The organism is Pontixanthobacter sp. CEM42 (assembly GCF_017812015.1).
Classification (GTDB): domain Bacteria; phylum Pseudomonadota; class Alphaproteobacteria; order Sphingomonadales; family Sphingomonadaceae; genus Pontixanthobacter.
Window position 1 is genome coordinate 241,557 of sequence record NZ_JADQTN010000001.1, and the last position, 21,412, is coordinate 262,968.

At 57.5% G+C, this 21,412-nt stretch carries 24 protein-coding genes; 13 read left to right on the forward strand and 11 right to left on the reverse strand.

What is annotated here, in order from left to right; genetic code table 11:
• The first annotated feature begins 13 nt into the window (after positions 1 to 13).
• Both J9777_RS01070 and J9777_RS01075 read left to right on the forward strand, forming a co-directional pair.
• Positions 14 to 964, forward strand: a complete 951-nt coding sequence (locus J9777_RS01070; protein ID WP_209346958.1) for an MlaD family protein — start codon at positions 14 to 16, stop codon at positions 962 to 964.
• Positions 961 to 1,581, forward strand: coding sequence for an ABC-type transport auxiliary lipoprotein family protein (locus J9777_RS01075; protein WP_348631899.1), 621 nt, complete (start codon positions 961 to 963; stop codon positions 1,579 to 1,581). The genes J9777_RS01070 and J9777_RS01075 overlap by 4 nt, the downstream gene beginning before the upstream one ends.
• Here J9777_RS01075 and J9777_RS01080 read toward each other — a convergent pair.
• From J9777_RS01080 to crcB, 6 genes are read right to left on the reverse strand one after another with little or no spacing between them, the layout of a single operon-like run.
• Positions 1,578 to 2,279 (reverse strand): ATP12 family protein, encoded by a 702-nt coding sequence (locus J9777_RS01080; RefSeq protein WP_209346959.1) that lies wholly within the window; start codon positions 2,277 to 2,279, stop codon positions 1,578 to 1,580. The two genes, J9777_RS01075 and J9777_RS01080, sit on opposite strands and share 4 nt — an antisense overlap.
• Positions 2,276 to 2,500 carry a hypothetical protein gene (locus J9777_RS01085; RefSeq protein ID WP_209346960.1) on the reverse strand — a complete coding sequence of 75 codons (225 nt, stop codon included), beginning with the start codon at positions 2,498 to 2,500 and terminating at the stop codon, positions 2,276 to 2,278. Before J9777_RS01085 ends, J9777_RS01080 begins: the two co-directional genes overlap by 4 nt.
• Positions 2,497 to 3,150 carry an HAD-IA family hydrolase gene (locus J9777_RS01090; protein ID WP_209346961.1) on the reverse strand — a complete coding sequence of 218 codons (654 nt, stop codon included), beginning with the start codon at positions 3,148 to 3,150 and terminating at the stop codon, positions 2,497 to 2,499. The genes J9777_RS01085 and J9777_RS01090 overlap by 4 nt, the downstream gene beginning before the upstream one ends.
• Positions 3,147 to 3,746, reverse strand: a complete 600-nt coding sequence (locus J9777_RS01095; RefSeq protein WP_209346962.1) for an FMN-binding negative transcriptional regulator — start codon at positions 3,744 to 3,746, stop codon at positions 3,147 to 3,149. The genes J9777_RS01090 and J9777_RS01095 overlap by 4 nt, the downstream gene beginning before the upstream one ends.
• Positions 3,746 to 5,005, reverse strand: coding sequence for an RluA family pseudouridine synthase (locus J9777_RS01100; RefSeq protein ID WP_209346963.1), 1,260 nt, complete (start codon positions 5,003 to 5,005; stop codon positions 3,746 to 3,748). The genes J9777_RS01095 and J9777_RS01100 overlap by 1 nt, the downstream gene beginning before the upstream one ends.
• A complete protein-coding gene (crcB, locus tag J9777_RS01105; RefSeq protein ID WP_209346964.1) occupies positions 5,002 to 5,412 on the reverse strand; it encodes a fluoride efflux transporter CrcB in 411 nt (136 codons plus the stop codon). The genes J9777_RS01100 and crcB overlap by 4 nt, the downstream gene beginning before the upstream one ends.
• A 119-nt stretch (positions 5,413 to 5,531) precedes the next feature.
• Here crcB and J9777_RS01110 point away from each other — a divergent pair, with 119 nt between their 5' ends.
• The 11 genes from J9777_RS01110 to J9777_RS01160 all read left to right on the forward strand — a co-directional run bounded on the left by J9777_RS01110 (position 5,532) and on the right by J9777_RS01160 (position 15,301).
• Positions 5,532 to 6,074, forward strand: a complete 543-nt coding sequence (locus J9777_RS01110) for a DUF4287 domain-containing protein (protein WP_209346965.1) — start codon at positions 5,532 to 5,534, stop codon at positions 6,072 to 6,074.
• A gap of 192 nt (positions 6,075 to 6,266) precedes the next feature.
• A complete protein-coding gene (gene rpsU / locus J9777_RS01115; protein ID WP_160602859.1) occupies positions 6,267 to 6,470 on the forward strand; it encodes a 30S ribosomal protein S21 in 204 nt (67 codons plus the stop codon).
• Between the two features lie 128 nt (positions 6,471 to 6,598).
• Positions 6,599 to 7,198 (forward strand): FKBP-type peptidyl-prolyl cis-trans isomerase, encoded by a 600-nt coding sequence (locus J9777_RS01120; RefSeq protein ID WP_209346966.1) that lies wholly within the window; start codon positions 6,599 to 6,601, stop codon positions 7,196 to 7,198.
• A 51-nt stretch (positions 7,199 to 7,249) separates the two neighbouring features.
• Entirely contained in the window at positions 7,250 to 8,989 is a 1,740-nt protein-coding gene (locus J9777_RS01125; RefSeq protein ID WP_209346967.1) for a DUF4153 domain-containing protein, read from the forward strand.
• Positions 8,990 to 9,060: 71 nt separating this feature from the next.
• Positions 9,061 to 9,363: an Asp-tRNA(Asn)/Glu-tRNA(Gln) amidotransferase subunit GatC gene (gene gatC / locus J9777_RS01130; RefSeq protein WP_209346968.1), complete on the forward strand. Its 303-nt coding sequence runs from the start codon at positions 9,061 to 9,063 to the stop codon at positions 9,361 to 9,363.
• Positions 9,363 to 10,847 carry an Asp-tRNA(Asn)/Glu-tRNA(Gln) amidotransferase subunit GatA gene (gatA, locus tag J9777_RS01135; protein WP_209346969.1) on the forward strand — a complete coding sequence of 495 codons (1,485 nt, stop codon included), beginning with the start codon at positions 9,363 to 9,365 and terminating at the stop codon, positions 10,845 to 10,847. Before gatC ends, gatA begins: the two co-directional genes overlap by 1 nt.
• Positions 10,844 to 11,764 (forward strand): hypothetical protein, encoded by a 921-nt coding sequence (locus tag J9777_RS01140; protein ID WP_209346970.1) that lies wholly within the window; start codon positions 10,844 to 10,846, stop codon positions 11,762 to 11,764. Before gatA ends, J9777_RS01140 begins: the two co-directional genes overlap by 4 nt.
• Positions 11,757 to 13,256, forward strand: a complete 1,500-nt coding sequence (gatB, locus tag J9777_RS01145) for an Asp-tRNA(Asn)/Glu-tRNA(Gln) amidotransferase subunit GatB (protein WP_209346971.1) — start codon at positions 11,757 to 11,759, stop codon at positions 13,254 to 13,256. The genes J9777_RS01140 and gatB overlap by 8 nt, the downstream gene beginning before the upstream one ends.
• Positions 13,257 to 13,261: 5 nt before the next feature.
• Positions 13,262 to 13,714: a tRNA (cytidine(34)-2'-O)-methyltransferase gene (locus J9777_RS01150; RefSeq protein WP_348631977.1), complete on the forward strand. Its 453-nt coding sequence runs from the start codon at positions 13,262 to 13,264 to the stop codon at positions 13,712 to 13,714.
• Between the two features lie 125 nt (positions 13,715 to 13,839).
• Positions 13,840 to 14,571: an OmpA family protein gene (locus J9777_RS01155; protein ID WP_209346972.1), complete on the forward strand. Its 732-nt coding sequence runs from the start codon at positions 13,840 to 13,842 to the stop codon at positions 14,569 to 14,571.
• 112 nt (positions 14,572 to 14,683) lie between these two features.
• The gene (locus tag J9777_RS01160) at positions 14,684 to 15,301 is read left to right on the forward strand and encodes a hypothetical protein (RefSeq protein WP_209346973.1); all 618 of its coding nucleotides are present in this window, start codon (positions 14,684 to 14,686) and stop codon (positions 15,299 to 15,301) included.
• A 27-nt stretch (positions 15,302 to 15,328) separates the two neighbouring features.
• On the opposite strand, the gene J9777_RS01165 is transcribed toward J9777_RS01160, so the two are convergent.
• From J9777_RS01165 to J9777_RS01185, 5 genes are all read right to left on the reverse strand, one after another.
• Positions 15,329 to 16,168 (reverse strand): hypothetical protein, encoded by an 840-nt coding sequence (locus J9777_RS01165; protein ID WP_209346974.1) that lies wholly within the window; start codon positions 16,166 to 16,168, stop codon positions 15,329 to 15,331.
• Positions 16,169 to 16,243: 75 nt separating this feature from the next.
• Complete coding sequence (locus J9777_RS01170; RefSeq protein WP_209346975.1) at positions 16,244 to 17,056, reverse strand: hypothetical protein; 813 nt, start codon at positions 17,054 to 17,056, stop codon at positions 16,244 to 16,246.
• Between the two features lie 21 nt (positions 17,057 to 17,077).
• Positions 17,078 to 17,911 carry a hypothetical protein gene (locus J9777_RS01175; protein WP_209346976.1) on the reverse strand — a complete coding sequence of 278 codons (834 nt, stop codon included), beginning with the start codon at positions 17,909 to 17,911 and terminating at the stop codon, positions 17,078 to 17,080.
• A gap of 174 nt (positions 17,912 to 18,085) precedes the next feature.
• Complete coding sequence (locus J9777_RS01180; RefSeq protein WP_209346977.1) at positions 18,086 to 18,391, reverse strand: hypothetical protein; 306 nt, start codon at positions 18,389 to 18,391, stop codon at positions 18,086 to 18,088.
• Positions 18,392 to 18,437: 46 nt separating this feature from the next.
• Positions 18,438 to 21,374: a pitrilysin family protein gene (locus tag J9777_RS01185; RefSeq protein WP_209346978.1), complete on the reverse strand. Its 2,937-nt coding sequence runs from the start codon at positions 21,372 to 21,374 to the stop codon at positions 18,438 to 18,440.
• Positions 21,375 to 21,412 lie beyond the last annotated feature (38 nt).

Genomic DNA, 21,412 nt, shown 5'->3' on the forward strand with positions numbered 1-21,412 from the left:
ATAGAGGAAGCATATGGAAACGCGGGCAAATCATCTGTGGGTCGGGGCAGTCACTTTGGTGCTGCTTGGCGCGCTGGCCGCTTTCATCATCTGGCTCGCACAATTGGGGCAGGGTGAGCAGAAGCAATACGACATCCTGTTCGGACAGGACGTGTCGGGCCTTGCCAATGGCTCGCAGGTTTCCTTTGCCGGTGTTCCCGTGGGCCGTGTCAGCGAAATCAAACTCTACGAGGACAATCTGGAATTCGTCCGCGTGCGGATCGAAGTCGAGAAAGAAGTACCGATCCTGATTGGTACGACGGCCACGATCCAGGGGTCGTTTACCGGTGTGTCGACAATCCTTCTGGAGGGCGCACGCCAAGGCGCACCGCCGATCACTTGCGAAACAACCGCTTGCTTTAGCGAGAACGTCCCGCAAATTCCGCCCAAGGCTGGCGGTTTGGGTGCATTATTGTCGAGCGCGCCGGTTCTGCTGGAACGTCTAGCTACGCTGACCGAACGCATGACCGAATTGCTGTCCGACCGGAACCAGTCGGAAATCAGTGCAATTCTGGCTAATACCAACCGGATGACTGATCAGCTGGCCGATACCGGACCGCAAATTCAGGCGACAATGAAAGAGCTTGAGAACACTCTGCGCGAGGGTGCCGAGGCGCTTGATGCCTTTGAGAAAGTCACCCAGTCGACCGACACCTTGCTCAATCAGGAAGGCGCGCAGCTTGCTACCCAGCTTCGCACAACGCTGGGTTCAGCGGATACTGCTGCGAAATCGCTCAGTGCGACGCTGGACGCTGCTAAGCCTGCGACGCAGCAACTGACCAGCCAAACGCTGCCTGCGGTGGAAGCGACGCTGGAAGATTTGAAAGCGACGAGCCAAGCGCTGCGCAATGTGACCGAACGGTTGGAGAATGAAGGAGCTAGCTCGCTTCTCGGCCCGCAGCCGTTGCCGGAGTATGAGCCGTGATCGAGACAGTGAAAAAGGAAACAACGCCGATGAACATCCTGCGCGGCAGTCTCGCCTTCGGCCTAGCGATTGCGTTGTCGGGCTGCATCAGCCTAGGCTCCGAGCCTCCACCTAGCTTGCTGACATTGACGCCTGAAACGGCAGTTCCCGCGGGCGCTGGCGCGACAGGTACAGCAGAAACGGCAATCAAAATCATCGAACCCGAAGCGCCCCAGCGCATCGCAGTGAACCGCGTTCCGGTGCAGGTTACCGATACCGAGATCGCCTATCTGAAGGATGCGACTTGGGTTGAGCGGCCGACGCGCTTGTTTCGCCGGTTGCTCGCGGAGACAATCCGTTCGCGCGGAGAGCGTTTGGTGATTGATGGCGATGATCCGGGTATTGTTGCCTCGGCCCAATTGCGCGGAACTCTGCGCAATTTCGGATATGATGCGCGCTCATCATCTGTCGTGGTCCGCTACGATGCGATTCGCGCTGCAGCTGATGGCGGGATCGAAACCAAGCGCTTCGAAAGCGTGCAATCGGGCGTGCCAGCGGAAGCCAGCGAAGTCGGTGATGCGCTCAATCGCGGTGCCAATGATGTCGCTCGTCAAGTTGCCGAGTGGATTGGTTCTTAAGCGCTCGCGGCAGCCAAACGGCCAAATTCAAACGCATTGAGGAAATCGGCTGTCCGCCGCTTGCGGACGTCCTCGGCTTCGTGGTCCTGACCCCATTGCTCGATCTGCCAATCCTCTTCGAGGTTTGCGGCAGACCATAACGCGTTGGCATCTGCGTCCGCCGCGTTGGCCAGTAACGCCACCGATAGCGACGCAGCGAGTGATGCCATCGTCAGCGTGGACGCCAGCGCGAAGTCATCAAAATTGTTTAACCGATCGGTCAGCTTGATATGCATTTCCGGCGATTGCGGCCGGTGCATGATCCCGCTGATACGTTCGAGCTTTATGTCTGTTTGCGATTCCAGTTCTTCGAGCAGCGGATCCCACATCTCGCATTGTCTTGCGTAGAACGCCTCGTCCGGATCGGCGCGGTAGCACAGCGTGTCGGTTTCGATGAAACTGAGCAGTTTGGTGATTGTCGCGTCGCGATCGGGCGCGATCATATCAATCGCAAAGTCGGCAAGATCGCGATAAAGAAACAGCGCCGGATCGATCTCCTCCCCTTGCGCGTCCCACTCCTTGGCCATCGCATCGGAAAGGGCTTTTGTTGGCAGAACTTGCGCATTGCCGAGCGCGGTCTTGATTCCGCGGCCATCCAGCGTGATCTGAATTCCGTTGTCGGCGGCCTCGACGTCAACCGCCTCATAAAAGCGTTTCACTCCGGATTGCTCCGCCATTTCTTGGTCAGGAATTGCGGAATGATGAGAAAGTCAGCCACACCGACGACTAGCAATACATATCCGACAATCGGGGGCCAATCGACCTTGCCGAGCACCACCAGAATGCCAAGCATCAACGCGAACACGCCAAAAACGCGGGTCAGGCTAATAATCAGAAATCGCGTTTTTGCGACATTCTCATCGACGGTTGGATCGCTCATAGCAAAATGCTCCCAAGTTCCTGTGTGGTCGTGACAACATGCGTCGCGCCAGAGGCGGTCAGCTCATCGGGCGTGTGATAGCCCCAATCGACACCGATCCCGCGCACTTTCGCCGCGGCAGCCATATCCATATCGAACGTGGTGTCGCCGATCATCACCGTGTTTTCCGGTTGGGCCAGAGCATCGCTCATCGCTGCCTCCAACATTGCAGGGTGCGGTTTCGACGGATGTCGGTCCGCCGTTTGCAGCGACACGAAGTGATCGTTCAGTCCGTGCGTTGCAAGGCATGAGAATAGGCCGCGATCCGATTTTCCGGTAGCGACCGCAAGCGTCCATCCGCCATCACGGAGACGGTCGAGCAGGGCGACCATCCCGGTGAATAGTGGTTCCTGCACACGGCCTTGCATCCGGCTGGTGCGAAACGCTTCCTTATACCCCTCGACCGCAGCAGCGCGTTGTGCCTCGCTGGCATCGGGGGCGAGGTGGCGCATTGCTTGCGGCAAGCTCAACCCGACAATCCGGCGAATGTCATGGCGGTCCGGCGCAGGCAAATCGGCCAAACCAAACGCGATTTCCATCGCTTCGCAAATGCTCGCCTGGCCGTCGACCAGTGTCCCATCGCAATCAAAGACAGCGAGTTTGACGGTCATGGAACCAATGTCCGCATAAGATGCGCAAGCGCGCTCGAACCCATATTGTCTAGCCCTGCCGCAATCCGCTCGCGTTCGTCAGGCGATTTCTTCTGCGACATTTTCAAAGTAGGTCGCCACGCCAGAATTTCCATTTCGAAGCCGGCGATGGCTTTGAACAACTTCTGCCAAACATCATCGGGAGTTTCGTCCGCCGCCCATTGCTCGCCGCCCAGCCGCGTTTCGTGCTTATCGATTACCGAATGGAGCAGAGCTTCCAGACCTTCGTCACTCATCCGCCGGACACGGCCCTCGAGTTCGACAGAGATGTAATCCCATGTCGGCACGGTGCCGCGATTATCGTACCAGCGCGGACTGACATAGGCATCCGGACCGTTGACGACGACCAGACCGGTTTTCCCGTCGAGAGATTTGGTCAGCGCATTGCTCCGCGCCAAGTGGAATTGGACTGCGCCGTCCCCGGTCGAGAGCAGCGGTGTATGCGCCACGCGCGGACCATCGGGCGTCTCCGCGAAAACCATGCCAAAGCCGATCTGGTCGATCAGCGTTTCGAGCAGATTGCGATCATCGCTACGGAAGACCGGGTTGGGATGCATTACCGCTTGCCCCGCTTTGCCGGCTTCCCACCACCGAGTTTACCGCCAGGCCTACCAGCGCCTTTCGGTCCCTTGGCAAATTGTGCTTTCGACTTCTTGCCCAGTTTCCGTTTTGGCGCATCTTTCATGCCGCGGCCTTTGCGTTCGCCGCGCTGTTCCTTGCGGATTTGCTTGGAGTGTTGGCGTGCCGCTTTCTTCTGAAGCTGTTTGGGCATCGGGCCGCGATCTTGCTCGGGCGCAGCATCGCTATCGGCCTCATCGAAGCCCAATTGCTCCATGCTTTGCGCGAAATGCTCTGGCAGACTTGCGGTGACGTCCAACGGCACGCCATCGGGATGATCGATAATCAAGCGGCGAGCGTGAAGGTGCATCTTGCGGCTTATGCTGCCGGTTAGAAACGCGTCTTGCCCGCCATATTTGCCATCGCCGACAATCGGGTGACCGATCGCGGCCATATGCACGCGTAGTTGGTGAGTGCGGCCCGTGAAGGGTTGCAATTCGACCCATGCGGCGCGGTTTCCTGCGCGGTCAACGACACGATAGCGCGTTTTAGCAGTCTGACCGTCTTTCTCGTCGACATGCATTTTCTCGCCGCCAGTACCGGGCTGTTTGGCGAGCTTGGCTTCGATCACACCGTCATGCACTTCGGGCACGCCGACAATGAGCGCCCAATAGACTTTCTTGGCATCGCGGCCAGAAAACCGCTTGGAGAAGAACGCCGCGCTACCGGGACTGCGTGCAGTCAGAAGAACGCCGCTGGTGTCTTTGTCCAGCCGGTGAACGAGGCGCGGGCGGGGATCGGTTTCGCCAGCAAAAGCATCAAGCAAACGGTCAACATGATCGCGCGTACCGGTGCCGCCTTGCGTCGCCAGACCCGGGGGTTTGTTGAGCACAATCGCGGCCTTGTCCTGCGTGATCAGCATCGCCTCTGCGCGGTCGATATCGTCGTCGGACAATTCCTCACGCTTACGCGGTTTGCGTTGAGTGCTTTCTCCGCCCGGTGGAACGCGCAGCACTTGGCCCGCTCTCAGTCGCGCTTCCGGCTTGGTGCGCTTGCCATCAACGCGCACTTGTCCGGTACGCGCCCAACGGCTTACCATGGCAAAGCCGATCTGCGGCAGATTGCGTTTGAACCACCGGTCGACGCGGATATCGTCGTCATCAGGGCCAACGGTAAACTGCCGGACCTTGTCAGATGTTTTGGCGCTGTCCCACGGGTTTACGCCCGAGCCTTCACGCTCTTCGTTGTCATTGCTCATGATACCAGCCTCACAGCGTAAAGCCCGATGTAAAGGCCAACCAACCCCGCCATCACTGATACAAAAGCATAGAGCAGCGACTGCCCGATCTGGCCGCGTTCGATCAGGAGCATCATTTCAAGGCTGAAGGCGGAAAACGTTGTGAAACCGCCCAGCAGACCCACGCCAAGCAGCAAGCGCCATTGTTCGCTATTTTCGCTACCGTGCCGCGCTAACCAACCTGCCAGCGCGCCCATCAGCAGGCAGCCGATCAGATTGACAGTCAGCGTGGCCCACGGGAAGGTGCTGGCGGCCTTGGGGCCGACCCAACCGGTCACGGCGCGCCCGGTTTGATAACGCAGCGCCGCACCGGCGGCACCGCCAACCGCAACATTCAGCGTGGCAACTAGAGGAGAAAGGGAGGACATGGCGTGCCTCTTAGCCGCGCGCGCGGCGGCTTGGAAGCGTAGTGTGTCATTTGTGTTGCGGCACGAGCGAGCGCGGCATAGTCTCGCTCGATAGAACAACAGCATAAGATGAGGATCCCATGGCGACGCCCGAAGAACAATTGGCCACGATGCTAGCAAATATTCCGGAGAAAACCGGCAAGCCATTGGACGAATGGCTGAAGCTGATTGCCGCGCAGAACTTTGCTAAGCACGGCGAGATCATGGCGTTCCTGAAAGGCGAGCATGGCGTTTCCCACGGATTCGCCAATCTAATCGCTGCGAAGAGCAAAGAAACCGGTGGGGAAGTTGATCTGGTTGCGGAACAATATTCGGGCGCGAAAGCCGATTTGAAGCCAATCCACGATTCAATTGTAGAATTCGCGAAATCGCTGGGCGGCGATGTTGAGGTCGCGCCTAAAAAATCTAGCGTGAGCTTGCGCCGGAAGAAGCAATTCGCGTTGATCACGCCTGCGACCAAGACCCGGATTGATCTGGGTTTGGCGCTGAAAGGTGACGAACCAAGTGGCCGGCTCGAAACTTACAACGCAATGTGCAGTCACCGCGTTCGCCTGGAAACTCGGGCCGATTTTGATGCAGAGGTGCAGGCATGGATGCACGAGGCGTATGATCGGGCGGGGTAGACCCGCAGTTTTGACGTAGCCATTTTTGCCAGCTTCGCACTTGCCAAAACACTTGCCAATTCAGGGATGATTCGCTAATTGCGCCTCTGTTCGAGCCGATCCCTCGCGGATTCGGCCCATTTTCGTTGATTTTTACGGGGTCACACCGCGTTCGTGCGGTCTCTGTCTCTTTGCACTGAGGTTTTTGAATTTATGCAAATCATGGTTCGCGATAACAATGTCGACCAAGCCCTACGCGCGCTCAAGAAGAAGCTGCAGCGTGAAGGCGTGTATCGCGAGATGAAACTGCGTCGTCACTACGAAAAGCCAAGCGAAAAGCGCGCCCGTGAAAAGGCTGCTGCGGTTCGCCGTGCACGCAAAATGGACCGCAAGCGGATGGAGCGTGACGGGGTATAAATCCTCGCTGCTTCAATACTCGCTTGAACACAGTTCAGTGATAAGCCATCAGGGCGCGGAGAAATCTGCGCCCTTTTGTTTTTGGCGCCGAAGCCGAAGACGATAATTCGCATAATCAGGATGTTTACATGACCGAAGTCACTCGCGTTCCTCTGCAACCCATTGCCAAGGGTTCGCTTACCAAGCTGTGGCTTGGCATTATTGTGGCAATCCTGATTGGCGCAGGCATTGCCTGGGCGGCGGTGCCGAAAAGTGTTTCGGTTGAAACGTTGACTGAAGGCACAGGCCCTGCACCAGAGCTCGGTCAAGTCGTGTTCGTCAACTATGTCGGCAAGCTGCCCGATGGCACTGTGTTCGATGAATCGGGAACGTCGCAATTACCGCCGCAATTGTTCCCAGAGGGCCAGCCGCTACTGCTCGAAGAAGGTGCGCTGATCGACGGCTTTATTGAAGGTCTGCAAAAAACGCAGAAGGGCGGCAAATATCTGATCGAGATACCGGCAGAGAAGGGTTACGGCGCAACACCAGCACCTGGTTCACCCATTCCGCCTAACAGTGATCTGATCTTTGAAGTCGAGATCGTCGATATGATGGCACGTGAAGATGCCGAGCGCCGGATGATGGCGTTCCAGCAGATGATGCAACAGCAGCAAGGTGAGGGCGGTCCAGGTGGGCCTGCCGGTCCCGGTGGCCCGGCTGGTCCGCCACCTGCTGCACCCGGAAACTGATCGGATAACTAAGCAGGTTTACGAGCGTAACGATCAACCGGAGAAGTTTGCATGAGTGAAGCGGTCGATATCGAGCCCGAAGCAAGCTCCGAAGCAAACTCCAATCCGGCCCAAAATCCGGCATTTCCTGACGATTGGTCGCTACGCCCATGGGTGCTGGCAGGGCTACTCGCTATCGCGGGTCTCGGCGTGCATCTGGCCAGCGATGGTGGCTATGATGTGCCATGGCGCATGGCGCTGACTGCGTTTTTCTTCTTTGCTGCCGGCGTTGCTGCTTTCACGCTCGACCGCGACTATCTGATCCCACCAGCCATTTTTGCCGGCGTGTCCGGACTGGTGATGGCGGGGATCGCTTGGCGCGCGACCAGTGCAGGGGACTACTATTCCGATTCCAGCTTTTGGGTGGCTGCGGGTATCCTTGCGGTGACGCTTTCGCTGCCTCTGTTCCAAGCGGGCTTTTTCAAAAAGCGCTTCGACACGTCCTATGCCGATGCGCATTACTTCGTTTGGACCGATGCAATTAGCGGCGCAGGCGCATTGGCTTTTACCGGGTTAAGCTGGCTGGTCCTGCTGTTGCTATCGAGCCTGTTTGAACTGCTCAATATCAACATAATCGAAGAACTGATGCGCGAAGAATGGTTCGGTTGGGTGTTCTCCGGTCTGGCATTTGGCGCTGCGCTGGGCGTGCTGCGGAACCAGATCAAAGTACTCTCCACCCTCCAATCGGTTGTTCTTCTGGTTCTATCGCTGCTCGCGGTGCCACTGGCTATTGCGCTGATCCTGTTTCTATTGGCGATGATCGTATCCGGTCCAGACGTCTTGTGGGAAGCAACCCGTAGCGCGACACCAGTATTGCTTGGCTGCGCCGTTGGTGCATTTGTGCTGACCAATGCTGTGCTGCGTGACGACGATGCGGACATGACCAAGTCACGCGTTCAGCAATGGGCGGCGCTGATCCTTGCGCTTGGTATCTTCCCGCTGACTGTATTTGCCGCCGTGTCGATGGGGACGCGGATCGCGCAGCATGGCTTATCACCCGAACGCATATGGGCGCTGATCGCTATCGTGGTCGCGACGACGTTTGGGCTGGTCTATTTGATTGCGTTCATTCGCGGGCGGATGGCCGGATGGCGTGACTATTTACGGACGTCGAACCTGCACCTGGCAGTGCTGGTTTCGACCATCGCGTTTATCCTTGCCATGCCGCTGTTTAATTTCGGCGCGATATCGACCAGCAACCAATTGTCCCGTTTGCAAAGTGGGGCAGTGTCGGTGGCCGATTTTGATTATGCCGCGCTGCGCTGGGATTTCGGCGATGCAGGACGTGAGACCCTGACCGAACTCACGAAGAGCGACAATGCCGAAATGGCCAAGCTCGCCAAAGCCGCTGAGGATATGGAAAGCCGGTATGGCGGCCGCCGCGCGGCGCAAAGCCGTGATGCTGTCGAGAAGGCAATTATCGACGTTTCGGAAGAGCGCATAGAAATAGCTGTGCGGACCTATCTGCTTGAGCGTGGTTATCTATGCCGCATAGCCTGCCGTGTATCGCAAATCGGTGAGGCAGAGGATGGGCCTTTGTTGGCTGTAATTGCCCAATATGACCCCGAATTCTTGGTGTTTAACGAGGCAACCGGTGAAGTCGAGGAAATGCAAATCCGCCACGGCACAATGCAGCAGGACCGCTCGATGGGCGCGGTTGAAGCTGGACCCGATGCCGAGGTTGAATTGCGACCCTTTACCGGACGTCAGCTATATGTTGACGGCAAACCAGCCAGCGCTCCATTCGAATAGCCGGCATTTGAATAGCATTCCGCGCGCGAATCCCGCTTGAAGCCGCCCGCCCGCGCGGCTAAGCGCAAGGCATGTCAGTCAATAAAGAAAACGTTGCCAAGATCGCTTCTTTGGCCCGCATCAAAATGAGCGATGACGAGCTCGAGCGCATGGTGCCCGAACTCAACCAGATTCTTGGCTGGGTTGACCAGCTGAGCGAGGTCGATTGCTCTAATGTTGAACCAATGACCGCTGTCATTCCCAACGAACTGCGCCTGCGCGCTGACGAGGTGAATGCCGATCCCAAAACTGGCGGAGATCGCCGTGATGATGTGCTGGCCAATGCGCCCGCTGCTGAACACGGGTTCTTTGGCGTGCCGAAGGTGATCGAGTGATGAGCAACCTAACTGACCTGGGCGTCGCGGCGATCCGTGACGGCGTTGCAAACGGCGACTTTTCTGCGCGTGAAGTGGCGGAGGCGTTCAACGCTAATGTTGCTGCGGCGGCTGACCTCAACGCGTTTATCGTGACCACGCCTGAAAGGGCTCTTGAAGCCGCGGACGGAGTCGATGCCGACCGCGCTGCTGGTAAAGAGCTGGGCAGCATGGCTGGCGTACCCATTGGCATGAAAGATCTGTTCGCCACCAAGGGTGTGCAAACCACTGCCGCGAGCCATATTCTCGAAGGCTTTACGCCACAGTACGAAAGCACTGTTTCGAGCAATCTCTGGGCCGCTGGCGCTGGGATGCTGGGCAAGCTCAACCTTGACCAATTCGCAATGGGTTCATCCAACGAGACGAGCTATTTCGGCAATGTCACCTCACCGTGGCGCCGCCCCGATGGGTCGAATACGCCGATGAGCCCTGGCGGTTCTTCGGGTGGTAGCTCGACCGCGGTTTCGGCGCGTTTGGCTCCTGCTGCGACGGGTACTGATACTGGCGGATCGATCCGTCAGCCGGCGGCCTTTACCGGGATTACCGGCGTGAAACCGACTTACGGGCGCTGTTCGCGCTGGGGCGTGGTCGCGTTTGCGTCTTCGCTCGATCAGGCAGGACCGATGGCGCATGATGTGCGCGATTGTGCGATCATGCTGGGCGCGATGGCGGGGTTCGATCCGAAAGACTCGACAAGCCTCGACCTGCCGGTTCCCGATTGGGAAGCGGCGCTTAATTCGGACCTCAAAGGCAAGAAAGTCGGCATTCCCAAGGAATACCGGATGGAAGGCACCGATCCTGAGATCCTGCAAAGCTGGGACAACGGAATTGCATGGCTGAAGGATGCGGGCGCGGAGATCGTCGAGATCAGCCTACCGCATACCAAATATGCGCTGCCCGCCTATTACATCATTGCGCCTGCAGAGGCGTCGAGCAATCTCGCGCGCTATGACGGCGTGCGGTATGGTCTGCGCGATCTGCCCGACGGTGCAGGGCTGCAGGACATGTATGCCGAGACACGTGCCGCCGGTTTCGGTGACGAGGTGAAGCGCCGCGTGCTGATCGGCACCTATGTGCTCAGCGCGGGCTTCTACGATGCCTATTACAATCAGGCGCAGAAAATCCGCACGCTGGTGGCGCAGGACTTCGAAAAGGCGTGGGAGCATTGCGATGTAATCCTCGCCCCGACAACGCCCTCGGCCAGCTTTGGCCTGGGCGAGAAGGACGACGATCCGCTGGGCATGTATCTCAACGATGTGTTCGCAGTGCCTGCAAGCCTTGCCGGACTGCCCGCAATGTCAGTGCCATGCGGCGTGACCAGCGAAGGTCTGCCGCTCGGCCTGCAGATCGTCGGCAAAGCCTTTGACGAGCAAGGTGTGATGAACGCTGGCCTCGCGATTGAAGAGCGCGCCGGATTCACCGCGAAACCGGAGAAGTGGTGGTGAGAGCGCTAAGCCACCTTAAAGCGACGGTGGTTTCGGCGTCTTTGGTTACGTTGGCTTTGCCCGTGTCCCTGCAAGCTCAAGACAAGCCGTTGAGCGTCGAATGCATCGACAGCAACAGTGAAGTTGCCCAAGCACCTACAGAGGCGATGACGCGCTGGCTTTCAAGTCATGCTGAGTCCTATGATCGATCCGATGCGTTCACGATCAGTGCAACAGGCGCGATGAATCGCGTTTTTGCACCATCGGGAATGCTGGTACATCCGCTTCAGATGGCAGAAGTGGTTCGCAGGTCGAGTTCCTTCAGTGGCGATAAAGCGAAGCTCGTTGAATTGGGCATTAGCGGATCATCATTAGGCGATACTTCTTCCTACGCCGATCAACTGTCAGCAGCATTGGATACTGAAGTTCAGGGCTGTGACGGTATTGCTTACTATGTGAACAGCGGATTGTATCTCTGTGCCGCTGCGCTGAAAGAAACTGAGGCGGTGAACAATCGCCTTTTGCCGATAGGTTTTCACCCCGAGCAATTTCCGATGTTCATGGCGTTTTGTGTGGGCAAAGGTCAGAGTCCAGATCCGAGAACGCTCTTATCGTCGCAGGCGGCCTATGGTCTCTTCCCGAATGAACTCGCGGAACTCGATGCAGCAGCAAAAAGTGATGCCGCCGCCGCATTTCGCCTCTACCAATATTACTGGATCGCGAAGCAAGATCGTGACAGCGCGCTGTCATGGCTCGAAAAGTCTGCGAACTTGGGTTCGCAAATAGCGCAGTACAACTTAGCTTATGAATTGTTCGAATCCGCCAAGGTCGAACAGATTGAACGTGCTAATGGAGTGATGGATGAGCTTGTATCATCTGGCGCACGGCTTCCCGATCTAAGAGAATTTTACACTAATTCTGGTGAAACAAATGAGTAACTACCGCATCCAAGGCGCAACGGGCGAATGGGAGGTCGTGATCGGCCTTGAGGTCCATGCGCAGGTCACGTCGCAGTCCAAGCTGTTCAGCGGCGCGGATACGACTTTTGGCGCAGAGCCGAATACGCAGGTGTCATTGGTCGATGCCGCGATGCCGGGAATGCTGCCCGTGCCCAATGCCGAGTGCATCCGTCAGGCGGTGCGCACCGGCATGGCGATCGAGGCGCAGATCAACAAATATTCGCGGTTTGACCGGAAGAATTACTTCTACGCTGATTTGCCGCAGGGCTACCAGATTTCGCAGCTCTATCACCCTATCGTGGGCGAGGGGCAGCTGCTGATCGAGAAGGACGAGAAGGCCGGTATTCCCGAAGACAAGATCATCGGCATTGAGCGGATTCACGTGGAGCAGGATGCGGGCAAGCTGATGCACGACCAGCACCCGACCATGTCCTATGTCGATCTCAACCGCTGCGGTGTGGCGCTGATGGAGATTGTCTCCAAGCCCGATATGACCTCGCCTGCCGAAGCCGGAGCATATGTGCGCAAGCTGCGCTCGATCCTGCGCTATGTCGGGTCGTGCGACGGCAATATGGAGCAAGGCTCGATGCGTGCAGACGTTAACGTATCGGTGCGCAAAGTCGGCGATACAGAGCTGGGCACACGCACAGAGACGAAGAACGTCAACTCGGTCCGCTTTGTGATGGCAGTGATCGAAAGCGAAGTGCGCCGTCAGGTCGATCTGATCGAAGATCGTGGCACGGTGGTGCAGGAAACGCGCCTCTACGATCCCGACAAGAACGAAACGCGGTCGATGCGCTCCAAAGAAGACGCGCATGATTACCGTTACTTCCCCGATCCCGATTTGCTGCCGGTGAATTTGGAGGATTCCTTCCTTGAGGAATGCCGTGCTAGCCTGCCCGAACTGCCCGATGCCAAGCGCACGCGCTACATCGAGGAACTGGGGCTGAGCGAATACAACGCAGCGGTTCTGACGGTTGAAGTCGAAACCTTCGCGCGTTTTGAAACGCTGCTAGACATCACTGCCAAGCATCTCGGTAAGCCTGAAAGCGAAATCGCGACGACCGTGGCAAACTGGTCAATGTCGACCGCACCAGGTGTGGTGAAGTCGCTCGGCGATGAAGCAAACCTCGAATACGCCACAGCCGAGGCGCAGGCGGCGATCCTTGGTATGCAGGGCGCAGGTGATATCTCCGGCAGTCAAGCCAAGGAAATCTACGAGATTGTCCTTAAAACCGGCCGCGACCCAGCAGAGATCGCCGACACCGAAGGCCTCAAACAAGTCAGCGACACTGGCGCCATCGAAGCGGCCATCGACGATATTCTCGCCAGTAATGAGGATAAGGTCGAGCAGTACAAAGGTGGTAAGGACAAGCTGTTCGGCTTCTTCGTCGGCCAGACGATGAAAGCGATGAAGGGACAGGCCAATCCGCAGGTCGTGAACCAGATTCTAAAGGGCAAATTGGGCTGACCTCGATAGTCCTCGTCCATCCGGAAATACCCGGCAACACTGGCGCAACCGGCCGCACCTGCGTGGCGCTCAACATGGAGCTGGTGCTGATCCATCCGCTCGGCTTTGAGCTTTCGGACAGCCGCGTAAAACGCTCTGGCCTCGATTATTGGCAGCATATTCGGCTGGCGGAATTCGCTAGCTGGGATGCTTTCCTAGAGGAACGCAAGCCGCGCGATAACCAGCTTTACCTGTTCGAAGAATATGCGGATCGCAGCTTTTACGAGCCGGATTATCCGGACGACGCTTTTCTTGTTTTCGGATGCGAAACCAAAGGACTTCCGCCGGAAATCGTCGATGCGCACCGGGCGCAGCTTGTCGGCCTGCCGATGCGGTCAGACAAGGTGCGATCACTAAATTTGGCAAATACGGTGACTGCCGCGGCCTATCAAGCCGTGCGTGCGCATATTTCACCGTAAAGCACCCCTCGAAGACAGCGGCCAAAAACGGCAGAACGGCGTCATTTCGGGACGGTTTCGCGCCGCTGACTCGACATTCGCAGGCATCCCCTTAACTTCGCGCGCGATTACGGGGAGAGTCGTTGATGACTGACTGGGTGAAAATTCTGCTGGGCGGGGTCGCGACCTCGGTGCTTGCATTTGCCACACATGCGTTGACGGGCAAGTCCTATGTGGCTGGCTTGGAAGAGAAAGCCACGGCAGCTCTGTCTGCGGCGGGTGTAAAGGGCGCAAGTGCCAGCATGGTGCGCGAGCCATCGATCAGGCGACTTGCGATACTCTCTGGCGATCTCGATGATGCTGCGCGTTCGGAAGCAAAAAAGGCTGTTCGCACCGTTCGCGGCATTGCCGAAGCCCGTTGGGACGATGAAGGCGGCGCGGTCGCTAACCCTGAAATTGATGGTCTTGCAGAAGCCGGCCCATCCGAATGTCAGGCAGAAGTCACAAAAGCGGCGGAGGCTGATCCGATCACGTTCCGCAGTGGCAGCCCGTATTTGTCCCCTACATCGCTGCGCACAATCGACGCTGTCGCAGCTGTGCTGAAGGAATGCGAAGGCGCAAAAGTCGCTGTTGAAGCCCACACCGATGCCACGGGAAGCGCCGCGATCAATAACAGCATGAGCCAGGCACGTGCGGACGGCATCGCTGCTGCGCTGATTGAGCGGGGCATTGCTGCTGAACAAGTGTCAGCCAAGGGTTTCGGTTCCGAAAAACCGAAGGTCGAAGGGACAGGTGCCGCCGCTAACCAAGCCAATCGGCGAATCGAGTTTACGGTGCGCGGCGGAACTACTGACGCCAAGCCGGAAGAAGGGGAGTAAGCCGATGCCATTGCTAATGGAGACATGGATATTGCTCATCATTTGCTTCCTGATCGGGCTCGGTGTGGGCTGGTTGATCTGGAAGCGCAGCTAAGCGCGCGGGAGAATAGACATGCTATCGATTATCGCCGCCAATCCGCTTCCCTTCATTGTTGCCGTGCTTATCGGCGTTGCCACTGCATGGTGGGTCTGGGCAGGTTCTGACACGGAAGAATCCTATGAAGACGACACCCATGAAGAGGATGAAGTCCTAGACGAAGTGTCCGCTGAGCCAGAGCCCGCGCCTGAACCAGAGCCGGCATCCGAACTGGCACCTGAACCGGAACCAGAGCCAGTTGTCGAAGAGATCACCAAGGAAGTTCCGGTCGCTCCGGTGGCTTTGGCTACCGCCGCGACCGCTACTGTCGCCGCTTCCAAAAAACGGGATGAACCGCCTGCGCCGTTAACCGTCGCCGAGATCGAAAACAGGCCGAACATTGCCGTTGCCATCGGTGATCCGGACGATCTGAAACGGATCAAAGGCATTGGTCCGAAACTGGAAGACCTGTGCAACTCGCTTGGCGTATCACGGTTCGATCAGATTGCCGCATGGCGTGCAAAGGATGTCGGCGAAGTTGACGCACATCTGGGCAGCTTCAAAGGCCGTATCACCCGCGACGAATGGGTTGCGCAGGCCAAGCTTCTCGCGGCGGGTAAAGTGACCGAGCACAGGTCTAAATACGGCGACTGATTGCCGGTTGTTTTTCAGCCGCTCCGCCTATTTTGACTGCAGCGCAATCGCGCCTTCATCGGTCCAGATGGTGGGCCCTAAATCGTCACGAAACAGCTCTGGTCCATAGAACCCGGCCAAGAAGGCTTTCGCTTGCTTCTTGCTGGTCGCTTGGTCGAATTGCTGACGGTTCATTGCCGCAATCTGCGGGATAAGAGTTTCCAGCCTTTTGAAGCCCGCATCGAGTGCGACCTTGGCCAGTTCGCCGTCATCGGCGGACCATGAGCGCACATTGATCCGTGGTTCGTAGGAGCGCTTCTTAAGCTGGACGATGCTGGTCACGCGCTGCTCCAACGCCGGTTTACTCGCGTCGCTCCATGACAAAGCGATATCGGCTGAAATGCGGATCTGGGTGAAGTCCGGTGACAGGCTGTAAGTGTAAGTTACCGCGCCGGCTGACACGCCTTTATTCGCGCCAAGAAAGCGTTCTGCGGTCAGAGTGGGTTCTACGTTCTGAGTGTTGAATGCTGCAATTGTGGTCATCTGCGCGAGCGCGCGGATGTCGACGTTCTGCAGTACTTCTCGGAGAGGGCGCACCGCGGCTTCAGCGCGCTGAGACGCATTGGACCGCATCACCTTGCCCTTATTGTCCTGCGCCGCGATGATCAGACCGCCGAGCAATCCGCCGCCGCCCATTGAATCGGACGCTACACGGCCAATCTCGACATCTGTGGCAATCTCATCCTGCGGGATGGCGACCCCGACGGTCCATGCCTCCCCAAACGCCACCGGTGCAGATTTCGGTAGGACGGGATCATAGTCTCGTGCGGCCGCTGGTGGAGCTAGCAACAGGCCGAGTGCGAGAAGAAGCGGCGTGATGGATTTCATCAGGCGATACCTTGTTATTTGTGTCAGGTCGGGAAAAAGCGCGCGGCTCTCCTCGGCGAAGAGCCGCGCCCTCTGTTACCTCTTGAAGCGCTTTGAATATTCGAGGAAGTTCTTGGTGAAGGCTGCGAGTAGATCAGCCTCTGCTGCCTCGGTCTCATCGGTGGTCTTTGGCGGGAAGTGCTTCAGACCGTTACCGCCGCGACCCTTGACCATTTTAGTCTTGGTTTTGCCGCCACGGAAATCTTTGAAGATAAACCGGTTGTTGAGCGAGCGGCCATAGATCGCTTTCTTCTGATACAGGTTCTGCGTGATGAGCAGCTCGGCGTAGCAATCCGCTGTGGAGTCGGTCAGGCGCGTTTTCACCTTGGTGGTGATCTTACGATCAGCGATGGGCGTTTCGTACATAATCGCGGTGCCTTCAGGCAATTTCAGCTCCTCGACGAGATCAATCGTGCCGAGCGCTTCGACCTGAAAACGGGGGCCGAGCGCATCGCGCAGATATTCAGCTTCGCTAATATTGCGATCCTTGTTTTTGGCCGCGTCCGCAACCGCGCCGATCACGCCAAAGCCGGAAAGCCAGCCGGTGGTTTGGGCCTGTCCTTCCAAGGTCGGAAAGACGCGCAATTCGCAAACCGGTGGGGCGAGCTCTTCTACGATCTCGACCACTTCGGTAACCTGTTCGCCTTCGACCGGCTGAACAGGCATCATCTCTCTCGGTTCAACGGGTGCTGCTTCTTTTGGCATCACGGCATCCGCAGCAGCTTCAGCTGTCGCCTCAGCAGCGGCATCTGCTCCCTCGGCGGCGTCTTGGGCTGACACGGTTGTGCTGAGCAGAATGGCAGATGCTAGAGCGACTCCGGTTGAGCCGAATGTGTGTTTGATCTTCATCGTTACTTCTCCTGTCGAAGGCTAAATTGGGTTGTCTGGAAGAATCTCGCGCGTGCCTGAGTTTTCAGGTTCGGCTGCGCTTGGCAGGGCTTCCTCGATCTGCTCGCCTAGCGATTCCGCTGCAACGCTGGGTTCTATACCTATGGAAGTCTCCGGCGCCTCGCTTGTCGGCACCTCTGCTGGAGCGGGTTTGATTGTGTCACGCAGCGGGAAGTATGTGATCTCTTCCCCGGTACGCGCTTTCAGTTCGCGCCCTGCGGGGATCGTGCCATCCTTGCCCCGGACAAATCCAGAGAAGACCCCGACTGCGACCCAAGTCGCGACTGCCGCGCCATTCTTGTTCTTGCCTTCTTCACGGTATCGACCGTCAAGCAGGAATTCCTGACCGCCGAGGTCAAGATAACTCAAATTGATGGCGATGATCCCTGACTTGCCGAAACCGCCATTGCCGGTGACAAAGCTCACGTCGCCATAACCCTTGGTGCCCTTCGGAATGACGATCACGTCGTCCTCCAGCACATCGTGCAACACCGTAACGCTAAAGGTGTCGCCAATCTGATTGAACTCGGTCGAGAGCTCGTCGTCCAGCATGACGAACACTGGTGTCTTCGCAGGCAGGGTAACCGGCGGGAGGGGGACGGGTTCGGTCGCGGTGTCATCCGAAATGGGCAGATCGTCCGCAGTTTGCATAGTTGGCATAGCGTCCGGGTCGAGCAGTATCGGCGCGTCAGCTGCGGCAGCGTTGTCTATCGCTTCGGGTTCAGATGATTCTGTGGGCTGTGCAGAGTCGGTCGCCCCGGCTTGTGCGGGAATGCAAAGCAGCGCTGCTGCCGCCGACCATTGCAGAATTGTCACGTAACCCCCAGACCCCTTCGCTCGCGAAATTAAGCAATAAGCATTTGAATGTCTATCGGAAAATCGGCCGGAAGATTGGCAGTCATGTGAGAGTTCGTGACGCCTCAATTGCACAACAAAAAAGGGCGCCGGAGCATTGCTCCCGCGCCCTTTCATTGTCGCTTTGAAAGCGGATTAACCTTGGCGTTGGCCCGTCATTGCCATCTTGCCGAAAGCGCCAGCGTTGACTTCACCGGTCAGCTGATCGCCGTCAACGGTTGCTTCGCCTTCGAGCTTCATTGGCATCGGAACAGTCATGTTCATCGTCCAAGTCAGCTTGTTGCCGTCAATCTTGCCGTCTTCCAGTTCCATACTGCCCATTGCGCCGGCATTGGTGCCGGTGAACTCGGTGCCGTCATCGTTTGGCACGATGGTCACGGTGCTCTTTTGGTCGCCCATCGGGCTTTTGGTTACGCAATCATAAGTGCCTGCTACGGACATAGTCGTTCTCCTAAAATTATTCTCTCAAAGGGTTAGTCACCCGACGCTATTCAGCATCTAGGCTGCGTACTTCCACGGGAATGCCGAGGGCGTCAAGCTGTGGGCCGACTACCTTGGCATCGCCGACCACCACCAGAGTGAGGTCGCTCAGGCTGAATGTCTGCCTTGCCGCAGCGTCAAGCTGGTCTGTGGTCAGTGCAGAATATTTTTCGGCCAGCGTCTCGTAATAATCGTCTGGACGGCCATAGGTGATGATATTGGTCAATCCGCCCAGCACATCGCGGCTGGTTTCGAACTGACCTGGCAACTCGCGGACATTGCCATTGATGAGGCGGGTAAGCTCTTCACCGGTGACACCATCGGTTGTCGTATAGGCTGCGAGATCGCGGAACAGTTCAGTGATGGAATCACCAGTGCGGTCGGCCTGCACTGGCGCATAGATCAGGAAGTTCCCGCGATCGAGCGGCGCTCGCAGCAAACTGCGAACACCGTATGACCAACCTTTGGTCTCGCGCAAATTCATATTGATCCGGCTGAGGAAGCTGCCGCCGAACACTTCATTGGCAGCGCGCAGTACCGTCAGATCATCGGTGCCCTTCTGCTCCAGAACATGACCGCCCATAATGATCGATTGTGGCGAGTTGGGCCGGTCAATCAGCACGATTTTGCGGCTGGTGTCCGGAACCGGCGCATCATAGCTCTTAACCGGTGCAGGCGTGTTGGGTGCCTGCCAATCGCCAAAGCTGGCTTCGAGCAGTGTCACTGCTTCGTTCAGTGATGTGTCGCCGACAACCAGCACGCGGGCCATATCAGGGCGCAGCCAGACGCGGTGGAAGTCAGAGATTTCCTCTTTCGTGATGGTCGAGACAACCTCTGCCTCACCAGTGCCGCTTGGCGGGATGCCGTAGGGATGCTGATCGCCGTACAAGATCGGCATCAATGCGCGCTGCGCAATTTGCGCGGGGCTATTCAGTTCGTTGGTGATGCGCGTCAGTTGCTGCGCGCGTACGCGTTCGAGCTCGTTCTCATCGAAAGCCGGATTGCGGATGTAATCGGCCAACAGGTTGAGCGAGCCAAGCAGGTTGGGGGTAATTGCATCGAGACCGAAGGATGTTGTGTCTGCATCGGCTGTACCGAAGATCGAGGCACCATATTTCTCGCGCTCGATGGCTAGAGCGGTGGAATCGAGCGTGGTTGTGCCCTCATCCATCAATTGCAGCATCAGCGATTGCAGGCCGAGCCGGTTGCGCGGATCGGCGGCATAGCCAGCGTCGAATGCAACGCGGACGCTGACCACCGGAACAGCATCACGCTTGGCGAAATAGATTTCCATCCCGTTCGACAGTGTAGCGCGCTCGATATCAGGGAAGTCGAGTGGCTTGAGTTCGCCGACGTCGGGTAATTTCGAGCGATCTGCTTCGACAGGTGCTCCAGTCGCACCTTGCATCCCAAGACCAAGCGGATTGGAATAATATTCCGGTTGCAGTGAGCCAGCATAGCTTTCGGGTGCAATCACGAAGCCGCCGCGATCTTCGCCGCCTTCTTTGCGATCTCCGGGCTCGACGATCAGTTCAAAGACAGGGCGCGAAAGCCACTTCGCAGTAACCGAGCGGACTTCTTCCGGCGTCAGCGCCGCTGCGCTTTTGAGAGTGGTTTTGTAAGCGGCCGGATCACCTTGATAGAGGAACCCTTCGGCAAGTGTTGGCGCTTTGCCACTGAAGCCGCCGACCTGTTCCAATCCGCGAATCTGGCCTGCGGCGTAGACGGTGGTCGAGCGCTGGATTTCCTCAGCGGTCGGACCTTCCTCGAGGAACTTGGCGATTTCTGCATCAAGCGCGGCAGCGACTGTGTCTTTGTCGACACCGGGCTTGGCATCGGCATAGACCACGAACTGCCCGGCTTGCGCGAAGATCTGTGCATTGGCGACAACACGAACGGCCAATTGCTGTTCACGCACCAAGCTGTTGTCGAGCCGTGATGAGGCGAGGCCGCCCAGTACGCTGGCGCCCATCGACAATGGCAGGAAATCCGGATTGTCGAGGCCGGGAACCGCCCACATCCGGTAGACGCGCGTGGTTGCGACCTTGTCATAAATTGTCTTGGATTTTGGAGCATCCAGCGTTGGCACCGGAGCATCGACTGTGGGTGTTTCCGGACCGCGTTTAATCGCGCCGAACCATGTGTTCATTTTGGCTTTGGCGGTCGCGGTGTCGATGTCACCCGCGAGGACGATGACTGCATTGTTTGGCCCATAATTGTCGCGGAACCACTGTTTCACATCTTCCAGAGTTGCGGAGGACAGATCGTCCATCGAGCCGATGGTGGAGTGGTGGTACGGATGGCCCGAGGGATAGAGGTTCTCAAGCTGCTCATATTCGGTGAGGCCGTAGGATTGGTTGTCACCCTGACGTTTTTCGTTCTGAACAACGCCGATCTGATTATCGAGCTTCTCCTGAGTGACCGCGCCTAGCAGATAGCCCATTCGGTCACTTTCCAGCATCAATGTGCGGTCCAGCGCGCCAGTTGGGACGGTCTGGAAGTAATTGGTCCGGTCAAACCATGTGGTGCCGTTGAAGTCGGTCGCGCCAACTTGTTGCAGCGGTTCGAAGAAGTCATTTGGCGCGTTTTCGCTGCCATTGAACATCAAATGTTCGAACAAGTGCGCAAAGCCGGTCTTGCCTTCCGGCTCATGCTTGGAACCCACATTGTACCACACCGAGACCGCGACAACCGGGGCTTTGCGGTCTTCGTGCACCAGCACGGTCAGGCCATTATCAAGCTCGAACTGTTCGTAAGGAATAGAAACCGCATCAATTAGATCAGAGACTGATGCAGGCGCTGCCGGATCATCCGCCATTTCGGTTGTTGTGTCTTCCATAGCCTCTGCAGCCGCAGGCGCGTCTTGGGCCATAACCGGTGTCGCGGCGAGCGACAGTGCGAGCAGACTTGCCGAAGCAAAGCGTGTGATCGGTGTAAGGCGCATAATAATCCCCTAATTGGTATTCGATGTCCGCAAGTGGC